The 13,964-nt window shown below is 32.5% G+C and carries 14 protein-coding genes; 8 read left to right on the top strand and 6 right to left on the bottom strand.

The features are described 5' to 3' along the window. The first annotated feature begins 27 nt into the window (after nucleotides 1-27). From CAP47_RS00095 to CAP47_RS00085, 3 genes are read left to right on the top strand one after another with little or no spacing between them, the layout of a single operon-like run. The gene (locus tag CAP47_RS00095) at nucleotides 28-1,890 is read left to right on the top strand and encodes a DNA topoisomerase IV subunit B (protein WP_100774853.1); all 1,863 of its coding nucleotides are present in this window, start codon (nucleotides 28-30) and stop codon (nucleotides 1,888-1,890) included. Further along, a complete protein-coding gene (locus tag CAP47_RS00090) occupies nucleotides 1,877-2,362 on the top strand; it encodes a hypothetical protein (protein ID WP_093241409.1) in 486 nt (161 codons plus the stop codon). Before CAP47_RS00095 ends, CAP47_RS00090 begins: the two co-directional genes overlap by 14 nt. 3 nt (nucleotides 2,363-2,365) lie before the next feature. After that, entirely contained in the window at nucleotides 2,366-4,933 is a 2,568-nt protein-coding gene (locus CAP47_RS00085) for a DNA gyrase/topoisomerase IV subunit A (RefSeq protein ID WP_100774852.1), read from the top strand. On the opposite strand, the gene CAP47_RS00080 is transcribed toward CAP47_RS00085, so the two are convergent. Both CAP47_RS00080 and CAP47_RS00075 read right to left on the bottom strand, forming a co-directional pair. Further along, nucleotides 4,930-5,304: a DNA topoisomerase IV gene (locus CAP47_RS00080; RefSeq protein WP_093241403.1), complete on the bottom strand. Its 375-nt coding sequence runs from the start codon at nucleotides 5,302-5,304 to the stop codon at nucleotides 4,930-4,932. The genes CAP47_RS00085 and CAP47_RS00080 overlap by 4 nt on opposite strands. A 24-nt stretch (nucleotides 5,305-5,328) precedes the next feature. Further along, the gene (locus CAP47_RS00075) at nucleotides 5,329-5,730 is read right to left on the bottom strand and encodes a helix-turn-helix transcriptional regulator (protein ID WP_100774851.1); all 402 of its coding nucleotides are present in this window, start codon (nucleotides 5,728-5,730) and stop codon (nucleotides 5,329-5,331) included. Between the two features lie 287 nt (nucleotides 5,731-6,017). Between CAP47_RS00075 and CAP47_RS00070 the strand changes: the two genes are divergently transcribed. Both CAP47_RS00070 and CAP47_RS00065 read left to right on the top strand, forming a co-directional pair. Next, complete coding sequence (locus tag CAP47_RS00070; RefSeq protein WP_100774850.1) at nucleotides 6,018-7,190, top strand: M14 family zinc carboxypeptidase; 1,173 nt, start codon at nucleotides 6,018-6,020, stop codon at nucleotides 7,188-7,190. 83 nt (nucleotides 7,191-7,273) lie between these two features. Next, entirely contained in the window at nucleotides 7,274-7,753 is a 480-nt protein-coding gene (locus CAP47_RS00065) for an Lrp/AsnC family transcriptional regulator (RefSeq protein ID WP_093241386.1), read from the top strand. 38 nt (nucleotides 7,754-7,791) lie between these two features. Here the strand turns inward: CAP47_RS00065 and CAP47_RS00060 are convergent, their stop codons facing one another. Together CAP47_RS00060 and CAP47_RS00055 are read right to left on the bottom strand one after the other, a co-directional pair. After that, nucleotides 7,792-8,508 carry a YebC/PmpR family DNA-binding transcriptional regulator gene (locus CAP47_RS00060; protein ID WP_100774849.1) on the bottom strand — a complete coding sequence of 239 codons (717 nt, stop codon included), beginning with the start codon at nucleotides 8,506-8,508 and terminating at the stop codon, nucleotides 7,792-7,794. A gap of 6 nt (nucleotides 8,509-8,514) precedes the next feature. After that, nucleotides 8,515-8,892, bottom strand: a complete 378-nt coding sequence (locus CAP47_RS00055) for a hypothetical protein (RefSeq protein WP_100774848.1) — start codon at nucleotides 8,890-8,892, stop codon at nucleotides 8,515-8,517. Nucleotides 8,893-9,196: 304 nt separating this feature from the next. On the opposite strand from CAP47_RS00055, the gene CAP47_RS00050 reads away from it, so the two are divergent. Further along, on the top strand, nucleotides 9,197-10,696 hold the full coding sequence (locus tag CAP47_RS00050; RefSeq protein WP_100774847.1) for a DEAD/DEAH box helicase: 1,500 nt from the start codon (nucleotides 9,197-9,199) through the stop codon (nucleotides 10,694-10,696). 78 nt (nucleotides 10,697-10,774) lie between these two features. Here CAP47_RS00050 and CAP47_RS00045 read toward each other — a convergent pair whose 3' ends face one another. Together CAP47_RS00045 and CAP47_RS00040 are read right to left on the bottom strand one after the other, a co-directional pair. Further along, a complete protein-coding gene (locus CAP47_RS00045) occupies nucleotides 10,775-11,392 on the bottom strand; it encodes a YqaA family protein (protein WP_093241374.1) in 618 nt (205 codons plus the stop codon). A 73-nt stretch (nucleotides 11,393-11,465) separates the two neighbouring features. Continuing rightward, nucleotides 11,466-12,755, bottom strand: a complete 1,290-nt coding sequence (locus CAP47_RS00040; protein ID WP_100774846.1) for a mechanosensitive ion channel family protein — start codon at nucleotides 12,753-12,755, stop codon at nucleotides 11,466-11,468. 51 nt (nucleotides 12,756-12,806) lie between these two features. Between CAP47_RS00040 and CAP47_RS00035 the strand changes: the two genes are divergently transcribed. Together CAP47_RS00035 and CAP47_RS00030 are read left to right on the top strand one after the other, a co-directional pair. Then, nucleotides 12,807-13,337, top strand: a complete 531-nt coding sequence (locus CAP47_RS00035) for a hypothetical protein (protein WP_100774845.1) — start codon at nucleotides 12,807-12,809, stop codon at nucleotides 13,335-13,337. A 49-nt stretch (nucleotides 13,338-13,386) separates the two neighbouring features. After that, on the top strand, nucleotides 13,387-13,964 hold a 578-nt coding region (locus tag CAP47_RS00030; RefSeq protein WP_192869866.1), incomplete at its 3' end, for a transposase.

The following is a 13,964-nucleotide window of genomic DNA, read 5'->3' as shown; positions in this document are numbered from 1 at the left end:
ACGCACACCAAAGTTAGGAGCCAAAACATGACATCATATACAGAAGACAATATTAAATCATTAGACTGGAAAGCACATATCCGTATGCGACCAGGCATGTACATTGGTAAACTAGGTGATGGCTCGAGCGCCGATGATGGAATTTATATTCTACTAAAAGAAGTTTTAGATAATTCCATTGATGAGTTTGTGATGGGTTCTGGCCGAACAATTGAAGTTTCTGTTCACAATTCACGCGTCATCGTCCGCGATTACGGTCGTGGTATTCCGCTTGGGAAAGTTGTAGATGTTGTTTCTAAAATGAACACTGGTGGAAAATATGACACCAAGGCTTTTAAAAAATCTGTTGGTTTAAATGGTGTTGGTACAAAAGCCGTCAATGCTTTGTCAAGTTTTTTTAGAGTTGAATCGACTAGAGATAATAAATCCGTTTCTGCTGAATTTGAACAAGGTGAGCTAAAAGACACAGAATCTTTAGATGATACTTCAAGGCGTCGAGGAACAAAAGTCACATTTACTCCTGATCCAGAAATTTTTAAAAAATTCATTTACCGTAAAGAGTATATTGAAAAAATGCTTAAAAATTATGTTTATCTCAACCCGGGATTAACGATAATTTTTAACGGAGAAAAATTTTATTCTGAAGATGGCTTAAAAGATTTATTAGGCGATCGTATTGCAGAAAAAGATCAACTTTTTCCGATTATTCATTTAAGAGGAGAAGATATTGAAGTTGCGCTAACATTCAGTAAAGCTCAGTATAGCGAGGAATACCATTCATTTGTAAATGGTCAACATACCACGCAAGGCGGAACGCATCAATCAGCTTTTAGAGAAGCGATTGTTAAAACGATAAGAGAGTTTTACGGTAAAAATTTTGAGCCAAGTGATGTCAGAAAATCTATTGTTTCAGCGATTAGTATCAAAGTGATGGAACCGATTTTTGAAAGTCAGACAAAAACAAAATTGGGTTCAACTGAAATGGGAGGTAAATTCCCAACCGTACGAACTTATGTTGTTGACTTTGTGAAAACAAAACTTGATAATTACCTTCACAGAAATACTGATGTTGCTGATAACATACACAGAAAAATTCTTCAGGCTGAAAAAGAGCGAAAAGATTTATCGGGTATTAGAAAGTTAGCTAAAGAACGCGCTAAAAAAGCGAGTTTACACAATAAAAAACTTCGTGATTGTCGTGTTCATTTAACCGATACTAAAAAAGAAAATTATTTAGATTCTACATTATTTATTACCGAGGGAGACTCGGCGAGTGGTAGTATTACAAAATCTAGAAATGTCAATACACAAGCTGTTTTTAGTTTAAGAGGTAAACCTTTAAACTCATATGGTTTAAGTAAAAAAATTGTTTATGAAAATGAAGAATTTAATTTACTTCAATCAGCTTTAGATATTGAAGATACTTTAGAAGATTTAAGGTATAACAACATTGTGATTGCGACGGATGCCGATGTTGATGGTATGCACATTCGTTTATTGATCATCACTTTCTTCTTGCAGTTTTTTCCTGAACTCATTAAACGTGGACACTTGTATATTTTGCAAACACCACTTTTTAGAGTAAGAGATAAAAAACAAACTTTTTATTGTTATTCTGAACAAGAAAGAAGAGATGCTTTAAAAAAGATAAAAGGTAAACCAGAAATTACAAGATTTAAAGGTTTAGGTGAAATTTCACCAGATGAGTTTGTTAATTTTATTGGTGAAGATATTCGTTTAGATCCAGTGATGCTTGATCGCGATCAAAGTATTGAAGAGCTTTTGAAGTTTTATATGGGAAAGAATACGCCACAAAGACAAGATTTTATTATTGATAACCTAAAAGTTGAAGTTGATTTAGCTGAAGAATTACAAGATGAGATTAACTAACTATCGTGCGACAAAAATGATTCCTGGCATCTACTATTTTCTAGTGGTGCTTTTCTTTTTGTTTATTTTTCTAAACCAAGTTTTAGGTGCTCAATTCATCAGATCAAATAAACTTTTCTACGCAATAGAAGCTTTGATTGTTCTTTCAATTTTTTACACATATTATGCAGGACGATATTTTGAATATGACAGTGAAGGAACGCTTTTAAGTATTTATACAAGAGGAATTATTCTTTCGCAAATCACAAATTATCGCGACAAAAGGTATGAAGTCAAAAAAGATAGTATAACTGATTGTAAAGTGATTAATTTTTTGTTTTTTAAAAAATTGGTTATTCATTATAAGAAAAATGATAAAACTAAAAAAATCAGCATCAATGTAACGCTTTTAAGTCCTCGAAAAGTAAGATATCTTAAAAAATCTTTAAGCAAATTATTACAACAAAATCAACATCTTCAAACGGCTTCTTAATCTATGAGTGAATTTCCGGATATACCTGAAAACGATGATAAAGACGTTTCAGTAAAAATTAATAGCATGTATCAAGATTGGTTTCTTGATTATGCTTCTTATGTTATTTTAGAACGCGCCGTACCATCTATTGTTGATGGTTTTAAGCCAGTACACCGCCGTATCATGCATTCGATGAAGGATTTAGATGATGGCAGATACAACAAAGTGGCTAATATTGTCGGTCATACCATGCAATATCATCCACATGGTGATGCGAGTATAGCAGATGCTATGGTGCAAATCGGACAAAAAGATTTGCTGATTGATACACAAGGAAACTGGGGAAATATACTAACAGGCGATAGTGCTGCTGCGCCTAGATATATTGAAGCAAGGTTAACAAAATTTGCTTTGGAGGTTGTTTTTAATCCAAAAACGACTGATTGGCAATTATCTTACGATGGACGAAAAGAAGAACCGATTAATTTACCTGTTAAGTTTCCGATGGTTCTCGCACAAGGGGCCGAAGGTATCGCTGTTGGCTTAAGTACTAAAATTTTACCACACAATTTTAATGAATTGATCGATACTTCAATTAAGCATTTAAAAGGAAAAAGATTTAAAATATTTCCTGATTTTCCGACTGCTGGAATCATTGATGTGACAAACTATAATGATGGTTTAAGAGGCGGGAAAGTCCGTGTTCGTGCAAAAATTTCAGCACGAGATAAAAATACGCTTGTCATTTCTGAGATTCCTTACGGAACAAATACATCAAGTTTAATTGATTCCATTCTAAAGGCAAACGATAAAGGAAAAATTAAAATAAAGAAGATAGAAGACAATACTTCTTCTCAAGTTGAAATTTTAGTTCATATCCCAACGTCGATTTCTCCTGATAAAACAATTGATGCACTTTATGCTTTTACAAATTGCGAAATGTCAATTTCTCCTTTGAGTTGCGTTATTGTTGATGATAAACCACAATTTTTAGGTGTCAGTGAACTTCTTAGAATTAGTACAGATAGAACTGTAAGTTTGCTTAAGCTTGAATTAGAAATCAAATTAGGTGAGTTAGAAGCGCAATGGCATTATTCTTCTCTAGAAAAAATATTTATCGAGAACAGAATTTATCGTGATATTGAAGAAGAAGAAACCTGGGAAGGTGTTATACAAGCGATTGACAGAGGTTTAAAGCCTTACACAGGTCACCTCAAAAGAGAGGTTACTGAAGAAGACATTGTCAGATTAACAGAGATTAAGATCAAGAGAATCTCGAAATTTGATCTTGATAAAGCCCAACAAAAAATTGAAGCTTTAGAAGATGAAGTTGAAGAAGTCAAAAACAATCTTGACAATCTTATTGACTTTTCAATTGATTATTTTAAATCTCTAAAAAAGAAATACGGAAAAGGAAAGGAACGTCAATCTGAAATTAGCATTTTTGAAGATATTGAAGCTTCAAAAGTTGTTATTCGAAATACAAAATTATACGTCAATAGAAAAGAAGGTTTTATAGGAACTGCCTTGAAAAAAGACGAATACGTCACAGATTGCAGCGATATTGATGACATTATCTGTTTTACGGAAAGTGGAACAATGATGGTGACAAAGGTTGACACGAAAACTTTTATTGGTAAAAACATTATTCACGTTGGTATCTTTAAAAGAAAGGACAAAAGAACGATTTATAACTTGATTTACAATGATGGCAAAAACGGTCATAGTTTTATGAAGCGATTTGCGGTTACTTCCGTTACGCGCGATAAAGCCTACGATATGACACGTGGTAAATCAGGTTCGAGAATTTCATATTTTTCATGTAATCCAAATGGTGAAGCCGAAATTGTAAGTGTTCACTTGCGACATAAAAAAGGTCTTAAACGCTTAAAGTTTGATATTGATTTTTCTGAATTAGCGATTAAAGGACGTGGCGTTAAAGGTAATTTAGTCACAAAACTTCCTGTTAAAAAAGTTGAACTCAAAGAAGAAGGCGTTTCGACGCTTAAACCACGTAAAATTTGGTTTGATGATACAGTGAGAAGATTGAATACTGATGAAAGAGGAGAATTACTGGGTGCTTTTAAAGGTGAAGATCGACTATTAGTGATTCGTCAAAATGGTTTTGCAAAAGTTATTATTCCTGAATTGACAACACGCTTTGAAAACGATATTGTTGTTTTAGAAAAATGGAATCCTAAAAAGCCAATTTCAATCGTTTATTGGGAAGGTGAAAAAGAACGTTTTTATGTTAAACGCTTTTTAATTGAACAGCCTGATAAAGATGAATTGATCATTACAGAACATCAAGATTCACAATTAGAGATAGTCAGTACGGATTATAAACCTCAGATAGAAATTGAGTTTGTTAAAGCTAAAGGAAAGGAGAGAAAGCCAAATCAAATTGAGAGTTTAGAGGAGTTCATATCAGTGAAAGGTATCAAAGCTCAGGGCAATCAATTAACCACAGACAAAGTCAAACAAATCGATTTAATAGAATCTTTGCCAGCTCCCGAATATGAGGAAGCTGAGGAGGAGATTATTGAAGAAAAGCCAGACTCAGACGAGACGCAAGCAAGTTTGTTTTAGTCACTAATCTTGGTTGCCGTACCTTGTTGAGTATTGGTATCTCCCACGATATTGTACTGAAATGTATAAGTATTTCCGTCAGAATAGAGAATACGCATCTCTATTGGTTTCTTCTCTGCCATACTTTCAGGATTTAAAGACTTTAAAATATATTGGCAATCATTGATCCATCTGATTGATGCTGTGTCAGTTTTGCCATTGTAAGTTTCTATTTCAATAGAATCGTTTCTGACAAAAGTTGTTGTCACGACTTCACCGTTGATTAAGGCATCAAATTCAAAAGTTCCTGTTCTAAACTTTTCACAATCTCTTTCTGAAGAATAGCAAGCGCTAAAAAGAAGTGGCAATAAAAGAAATTTAAGAATTCTCATCAATTTTTATTTTCTGCAAAAATATCAAATTTGTTCATCAAATACTTCAAAACGACCATCTTTATAAAAAACAATAACTTTAGAAACTTCAGATGATAACTGCTTTTCAGATTGAAGATTTTGATTATTAGAAATCTTATAATTTTGATTTGATTTTTTTTCTGGTTGAGCTTCTTTTGATGGAGGCGTAGTTTCGTTATTTTTAGGAAATTGACCTTTTCCATTGATCAACCAATACAATTCTACTTCAGAAAATTCCTTTACAATCTTCATAACAAAATCTAGGCTAGGTTTATTTCGACCTGATAGGATATGAGAAATAGAAGCACGACCAACATCAATTTTTTCAGCGAAAGAAGAAGCTGACAAATCGTAATATTTCAAAATTTCTTCTAGACGTTTAGCAAAGGCTTCACTGTTTATCATTGTGAATTATATTTGTATAATATTGTAACCATACAAAAGTAAACAATTTAAACCTATCATCAAAACAGTTCTTAAGAGCTTATTTTATTTAAACTTAAAGTTTATATAGCATAAGATAAATCATTGATAATTAAATAAGTAATATAATTCATATAAGTTATGATTCCTGAAGGTTGCAAATGTAACTTTACTTGAGGTTTGCTAATGAAAAGTGGTTACAATTGTAAAAACATGAGCGTCTCTTTTTGTTTAAAGTTGTAAACAAATACTTTTTTACATTTGTAAACATGGAAGAAGAGCTTAATTTATATCAAGAACTTTACAAAGATTATTCAGATATTAAATCTCCAATTGGAGCTGTGAGATATTTATCTGAACCATTAATCAATAAATTAAATCATCAGATTTCACATCAGCATCAAATTGTTAATGAAGGTAATTCTGTTTTAGATCGTGTTATTTCTTCTTTTGAATTTGGTCAAGGTTCATTCAAAATTTTGATATGGTCACAAATGCATGGTAACGAATCAACAACAACAAAAGCTGTTTATGATTTGATCTATTATTTTTTGAATTCAAAATTTAAAAATTCTGATGAAGCTGATCTTTTAAATCATTTAAGGATTAAAATTATTCCAGTTCTTAATCCTGATGGTAGTTTTGCATGGACACGAACAAATGCAAATCAAGTTGATTTAAACAGAGATGCAAAAGATCAAAGTCAGCCAGAAACAAAATTATTAATGCGCATTATCGACGATTTTAAGCCAGACTTTTGCTTCAATATGCATGATCAGCGTAGTGTTTTTGAAGCTGAAGAATCTCAAGCTGCACAACTTTCTTTTCTATCAGCTTCTTATCGTAAAGATAGATCACTTAATGAAACGCGTTTAAAATCAATGCATGTGATTAATTCTATGCATCAAGTACTGCAAAAATTTATTCCAGAACAAATTGGAAGGTATGATGACGCTTTTAATATCAATTGCTTTGGTGACTACTTACATGCCAGAGCTTTACCAACTGTTTTAGTTGAAGCAGGTCATTCAGGGAATGATTATGCAAGAGAAAGAACGCGACAGTTGTGTTTTATTGGCTTAATTCGCGCATTGATTGAGTTGAAGGATTTTCAAACATCAGAAAATTCAGACATATATTATCATTCAATTCCTGAAAACTCAAAAAACTACACAGATTTATTGATTAAAAATTATTCGGTGTCAGAAACAGAAACTTTAGACGTATCTATTAGATATCGCGAGATTCTATCAGAAAAATCAACTCTTATATTTGAACCTTATATCGATCAGATAGGAAACCTAGATCATATTTATGGACATCAAACTATGGATGCTGAATTAGAAGATATTCAGATAAATTCAGAAAAAATTGAGTTACAAACAATTGTGAAATCCTTAACAATTAGCGAAAACGATTTCGTAATGAGATTTGAAATTTAATGATTATTTTAACGTATAATTTACTTTTAATAATTAATTTTGCATCTAATTCATTTTAAAAATAAATAAAATATAATTTATAAATGGCAAAATTTAAATTAGACGATATTGATCACCAGATTCTCAATATGTTAATCGAAAACACGAGAACACCCTTTACTGACATCGCTAAGAAATTAAACATTTCGGCTGGAACTGTTCACGTCAGAGTTAGAAAAATGGAAGAAGCTAAGATCATTCAAGGTTCTTCATTGACATTAAATTATAACTCATTGGGTTACAATTTTATCGCTTACGTTGGTATTTTTTTAGAAAAAACATCACAAACGCAATTCGTGTTAAATAGGTTAGAGGATATTCCAAATATTACTGTTGCTCACGTGACAACTGGGAAGTTTAATCTTTTTGTGAAAATTAGAGCAAAAAATACTGAACATGCTAAAAATGTCATTTTTAAAATTGATGACATCGATGGTGTAAGCCGAACTGAGACGATGATCTCTTTAGAAGAAAGCTTAAATGATAAAACTAGATTAATGAAATCTATTTTTGAAGAAATGTAAGTTTAAAGTTTTATATATTAAGCTTAGTTTTAGTCTAATTAATCAGAGCTGTCTAAGGTGTGATATACATTTTGAACATCATCATCATCGTCAAGCAAATCCAGAAGTTTTTGAACTTCAGCTTCTTGTTCTTCTGTTAATTTTTTAGTGACCTGAGGCACTCTCTCAAAACCAGAAGATGAAATTTCGTAGTTTCTGCTTTCGAGTTCTTTTTGTAAACTTCCAAAACTTTCAAAAGGAGCATCGATATGAATGCCATCTTCATCTTCAAATAATTCTTCAGCACCAAAATCGATAAGTTCCAATTCCAGCTCATCTTTATCTATGTTTTCGTTTTTGATAATGAAATTACAGATATGGTCAAACATAAATTCAACAGAACCAGATGTACCTAAATTACCATCACATTTATTAAAATAAGAGCGTACATTTGCTACAGTTCGGTTATTATTATCAGTCGCTGTTTCAACCAAAACAGCGATACCATTTGGTGCATAGCCTTCAAAAAGAACATTTTTATAGTCACCCAAACTTTTATCAGAAGCGCGTTTAATCGCTCTTTCGATATTGTCTTTGGGCATATTGGCAGTCTTACAGTTTTGGATGACAGCACGCAGTTTAGAGTTTGTTTCAGGATCAGGACCGCCATCTTTAACAGCCATGACAATATCTTTTCCTAAGCGTGTAAAAGTTTTGGCCATAGCAGACCAGCGCTTCATCTTTCTCTCTTTTCTAAACTCAAATGCTCTCCCCATAATCTTTTATTCGGCGAAAGCCTCAAATTTTTCGTTATATTCTCTCAATTCGTCTTCGTTGACTTTTTTATGTTGATTTTTAATCAAATTCATAAAGTAAACAAAGCTTTCAACACCTGTGATTGCATCACCTTCTTCAGTTTCATCAGCATCTTCTTCTGTTTCCAAAGGTTCATCTTGTGGAATAGGAATAATGAAAACCTCATATTCTTCTATATGTTCATATGCTAAGCGGATAGACTTTGCAACGACAGGAAGCTTTTCATCAACAGCAAAAGGTCTCAACTCTTTAAGCTGGTCGATTGTCGTATCAGTAATGATATTAGCTTCTTGAGTTTCCTTTATGATCTGATCAATGAGTTTTAATGCTTTTTTATTTTCCAATTTTATGTATTTAGTCTGATTTTTTTACAAAAATAAATTTTAGACTGACAAGTTGAAGCTTTCGAACAAAGATTTTTGATTTTTTTTACATGAATTAAATATTTCAAGATACAAGTCTCGAATAAAGTTGTGTAGAATACTCAAAAATTTAAATCATTTTATGAATTATTAAAAATGAATTATTGAAAGGATGTTAATTATGGGCTTTTTCAGGGATTAACACCTAAAACATTTTAGGTTAGCTTTATTTCTGCTTATTTTTGCAAATCTTAAAACTTAAAAATTAATACATTTCGCAAATAATATGGCTGATAAAATTGCTGAAAAAGAACTCTATGATTATCAAGAAGCAGATTTAAAGAAAATCTTTGATAAGTTTGAAAATGCTCCTGAGAACTATAATTTACTTTACCAACTTCCAACTGGTGGTGGTAAAACTGTTGTTTTTTCTGAAATCGTAAGACGATACATAGAAAAAACTGGCAAAAAGGTGGTTGTTCTTACGCACAGAATTGAGTTGTGTAAACAAACTTCAAATATGCTGAATGGTTTTGGTGTACGAAACAAAATCATCAATAGTAAGGTTAAAGAAATCTCTGATGATAACGAATACATGTGTTTTGTTGCCATGGTTGAAACCTTGAATAATCGTATCAACGAGGACAAGGTGAATATGAAAAATATTGGTTTAGCCATTATTGATGAAGCGCATTACAACTCATTTACAAAGCTGTTTAAATATCTTGAAAAGGCGTTTATTCTTGGTGTGACTGCGACTCCTTTGAGTTCGAATATCAAACTGCCAATGCATCGTAATTATCGTGAATTAATCGTTGGTAATTCGATTACATCATTGATTGATAAAGGTTTTTTAGCAAAGGCAAATATGTTTGCCTATGATGTAGGTTTAGGGACTTTACAAGTTGGAATGACGGGTGATTATACCGTAAAATCCTCTGAAGATCTCTACACCAACCTAGACATGCAGGAAAAATTACTGCAAGCTTACGAGGAAAGATGTAAAGGGAAAAAAACTTTGATTTTTAATAATGGAATCAACACATCTTGGTACGTTTACCAAACTTTTAAAGATGCAGGTTATGAGGTGAAACACCTTGATAACACACACAATAAGAGAGAAAGAAGAGAAATATTAAAATGGTTTAAAGAAAAACCAGATGCGATATTAACTTCGGTAAGTATCTTAACCACTGGTTTTGATGAGCCAACTGTTGAAAATATTATTCTAAATCGTGCAACAAAATCATTGACTCTTTACTATCAGATGATTGGGAGAGGATCAAGAAAATTGCCTAATAAAGATTACTTTAACGTTATTGATTTAGGTAATAATATTGCGCGTTTTGGCCCTTGGGATTCACCTGTAGATTGGCAATTGATTTTTGAAAACCCTGATTACTTCTTAGAAAATATGATTTCTGATGAAGAAATCGAAAGTAGTTTTACATATCAGATGCCAGATGATGTCAGAGAAATGTTTAAAAACTCTGAGGATATTTCCTTTGATGTTCATACAAAATATCACGAGGCAGTTAATAATGGTCAAAAATCAAAATTGGTTTTAGAAGAATCGATTGCTCAACATGCTCAAATGTGTATTGAAAACTCTGAAGATGTTTTTGATGCAAGAATTTTGGCAAGAGAATTAAAGGGCGATATCAAAGATCGAATCAAGAAATATTCACGTTGCATTATCAACAATACTAAGAACTACAGAGATTGGTTATATGAAGATTACACGCGTAAATTGCGTGTGAAAATCAACGAAATGTTTATGACATAGAATCCAAATTCAATAAAAAACAAAAAAGCTATCTGCGAAAAGATAGCTTTTTTTGTATATTGATAAATTGGTATTGTACTATAAAGCTTCAAAAATCATAAAGCCATAAATTCCAAATCTGACTAATCTTAATAAACCAAAAAGAAGATAACTTCCAAATGGGAATTTGATGATTCCTGCTGCAATACTGGAAATCGCAAAAGGCAAGGGTAGAAGTGCACCAACAATAATGAGCAAACCTCCCCATTTTCTCATGTTTTTAATATGCTTAGCCATTTTAACTTCCAAATAAACAAATACAGAAGGAATACTAGCGACACCACGACCAAAAAAATATGATAAAACGCCACCTGCATAGGATAAAATGGCTAAAAAACTCAGATAGAGCCAAGGTGACATAGACTGACCTGACCACGCGATAAATATTTCTGGAGGTATAAGTCCTAAAATAGATTCTGATGCGAAAAACACAGCAAAAACAGCATAATCAGGGAAGTTCTCAGTGACGTAATCCAACATTGTATAAATGTCCATCACAAAAAAGTGTACTGCCAATAAGGCTGCAATAAAAATGAGTATTGGAGGCGTGGCTTTGAGCAAACTACGTCCTAAAAAACTATAAAAACCAGTGTAGCTGTAGTACTGATGTAATAAACGCCATCTGGGTTTCTTTCTATTTTTCTGAGAATTTTTCATAAAAGTAACAAAAGTAAACTTTTCAAATTGATGTCAAAATAGTTCTGCTTTTTTTAATTTTTTATTAATAATATTAAACATTTTCGGTAGGTTCATCTGTTTGATTTAACAAACGACTAAGATCTGATCCACTTGGTTTTTCAAAAATTTCTAAATCAAAATATGAAGTCGCCGCTAAAAGATGATCAAAAATATCTGCGATGATGCGTTCATAATTAGCCCAAACTTTATCTTGACTAAAAGCGTAAATTTCCAGAGGAATTCCTTCAGAAGTTGGCGCAAGCTGTCGCGTCATTGTTGTCATCTCTTTATTGATATCAGGGTTTTGACTTAAATAGTTATCGACATAAATTCTAAATACACCAAAGTTCGTAAGATTTCTACCATTTAATAAAATTGACTTATCAATTTGATTTTCTTTATTGTATAATTTTATTTCACTTTGTCTTTCAGTGATATAGTCTGAAATCAAATCAATCTTTTTTAATTCCTCAATGTCATTATCAGTTAAAAGTTTGACACTATTTGATTTAATAATAAGAGAGCGTTTGATTCTTCGACCTCCAGACGAACTCATACCTCGCCAGTTTTTAAAAGAGTCAGAAATGAGATAATAAGTAGGTATTGTCGTGATTGTTTTATCAAAATTCCTGACTTTAACAGAGGAAAGGTTGATTTCAAAAACATCACCATCTGCACCGTATTTGTCCATAGTAATCCAATCACCAATACGAACAGTATCATTGACAGAAACTTGAATGCTAGCAACAAATCCAAGTATTGTATCTTTAAAAACCAATAAAAGAACAGCAGAAAATGCACCTAAAGCTGTTAAAAATTCTAATAAAGGTTTCCCTGTAATAATTGAGAAAATAATGGTTCCGCTAATGAGCCAAATAACAATCATAAGCACCTGAATGTAGCTTTGTATCGGTTTATCTTTAAAAGCATTCAATGTCATTAAAAAGTCTTTGATAGTCAACAAAACACTTCTAATCACCATCACTACTAAAATAATGATAAGGATATCAAACAATCCTTGGGAAAAACCTAAATATTGAGGGAAATCCACAAATATCATCGGCAATAAAGCCGAAATTACATTTAGGGTAATCAGGTTTGAAAGGTTAAGGAATGTTTTGTTTTTAATAAGGTAATCATCAAATTGTGTTTTGGAGCGCACAGCAATTTGATGTAATGTTTTCTTGGCGATATATCTTAAAGTTTTAAATAAGATAAAGCCAAAAAGCAATAAAAAAATGAAACTAATGGCGACATTTAAATACTTAGCCATTAAATCGTTGAGATGAAAGTTATCAACTAAGAAATTATAGACTATACGGTCTGAATTTGCTTTGTTCATTAAATTAATTTTACGCAATTTTACAAACTGCAAAGTTAACAGAAAAGTATTATGAATTATAAGAATGGTCTTTTTTTGACTATAGGTCTTATCACTTTAACGATAGGTGTTATCATACTATTGTTAAGGAATAAGTTTATTTTTGAATATAAATCACCTTTTAAGATCAATATAGTTCAAACTTGGTTTTTACCTGATGAACTTAAAGAGATTTCAGGTATTTATCATTTGGGAGATCAAGAAATTGCCTGTATTCAGGATGAAGATGGTATTATTTACATTTATAATTTAGCTTCTGAAAAAGTTACTGATAAGATCAAATTTGGTGAAAAAGGTGACTATGAAGGTATTGCAATCAATAAAGAAATAGCCTACATCTTGAAAAGTAATGGTGAAATTACTGTGATTGAGAATTTTAGAAATGAGAATTTTAAAATTAAATCTCATCAAATTTTTAATAATAAAAAGTTAGACTTTGAAGGGTTGTTTCTGGTGAACGATCGTCAGTTGTTAATGGGAATAAAAGAGCATAAAAAAGAAGAGAATCCTGAATCTATTTTGGTCTATTCTCTGAGAGTGTAAACTGAACTCTGTCTGATTAAAAATTTTAGTTTAATTTTAATCAGATATTATGACAACAAAAGAACAACAAGAATTAGAGAAAAAGGCACTGGAACAATTCATGTCCGGCAAGAGCCTTTTCGGCAAGGATGGCGCTTTTGCTCCCATGCTGAAGAACTTTATAGAGAAAGCCCTTGAATCAGAGATGGAGGGCCATCTGGACGAGCAGGAACGGTCCAAGGGGAACAAGCGCAATGGCAAGGGCAGGAAAACCATCAAGAGCGGTTTTGGCACCTTTGATATAGAGACTCCCCAGGACCGCCAGAGCAGCTTTGAACCAGAGCTCGTAAAGAAGCGCCAGAGCATCCTTGCCGACAACCTATCGGACAAGATCATAGGTCTTTACGGACTTGGCATGAGCTATCGTGACATCTCATCGCACATAAAGGAAATGTACGATACCGATATATCCCACACCGTCCTGAGCCAGATCACAGACCGGATCATACCTGATGTAAAAGCCTGGCAGAACCGTCCTCTAGAACCGCTCTACTGTATTGTATGGCTGGATGCGATGCATTATAAGGTCAAGGTGGAGGGTAAGATCGTGCACAAGGCACTTTATAATATATTGGGGATAAACAAAAA

It is taken from the genome of Psychroflexus sp. S27 (assembly GCF_002810405.1).
GTDB lineage: Bacteria > Bacteroidota > Bacteroidia > Flavobacteriales > Flavobacteriaceae > Psychroflexus > Psychroflexus halocasei_A.
This window is presented reverse-complemented; position numbering and strand designations above follow the sequence as displayed.

What these genes read in the sequence shown, in the direction of transcription:
- CAP47_RS00095 (WP_100774853.1), top strand. Translation starts at nt 28, where the DNA reads ATGACATCATATACAGAAGACAATATTAAATCATTAGACTGGAAAGCA.
- CAP47_RS00090 (WP_093241409.1), top strand. Translation starts at nt 1,877, where the DNA reads ATGAGATTAACTAACTATCGTGCGACAAAAATGATTCCTGGCATCTAC.
- CAP47_RS00085 (WP_100774852.1), top strand. Translation starts at nt 2,366, where the DNA reads ATGAGTGAATTTCCGGATATACCTGAAAACGATGATAAAGACGTTTCA.
- CAP47_RS00080 (WP_093241403.1), bottom strand. Translation starts at nt 5,304, where the DNA reads ATGAGAATTCTTAAATTTCTTTTATTGCCACTTCTTTTTAGCGCTTGC.
- CAP47_RS00075 (WP_100774851.1), bottom strand. Translation starts at nt 5,730, where the DNA reads ATGATAAACAGTGAAGCCTTTGCTAAACGTCTAGAAGAAATTTTGAAA.
- CAP47_RS00070 (WP_100774850.1), top strand. Translation starts at nt 6,018, where the DNA reads ATGGAAGAAGAGCTTAATTTATATCAAGAACTTTACAAAGATTATTCA.
- CAP47_RS00065 (WP_093241386.1), top strand. Translation starts at nt 7,274, where the DNA reads ATGGCAAAATTTAAATTAGACGATATTGATCACCAGATTCTCAATATG.
- CAP47_RS00060 (WP_100774849.1), bottom strand. Translation starts at nt 8,508, where the DNA reads ATGGGGAGAGCATTTGAGTTTAGAAAAGAGAGAAAGATGAAGCGCTGG.
- CAP47_RS00050 (WP_100774847.1), top strand. Translation starts at nt 9,197, where the DNA reads ATGGCTGATAAAATTGCTGAAAAAGAACTCTATGATTATCAAGAAGCA.
- CAP47_RS00045 (WP_093241374.1), bottom strand. Translation starts at nt 11,392, where the DNA reads ATGAAAAATTCTCAGAAAAATAGAAAGAAACCCAGATGGCGTTTATTA.
- CAP47_RS00040 (WP_100774846.1), bottom strand. Translation starts at nt 12,755, where the DNA reads ATGAACAAAGCAAATTCAGACCGTATAGTCTATAATTTCTTAGTTGAT.
- CAP47_RS00035 (WP_100774845.1), top strand. Translation starts at nt 12,807, where the DNA reads ATGAATTATAAGAATGGTCTTTTTTTGACTATAGGTCTTATCACTTTA.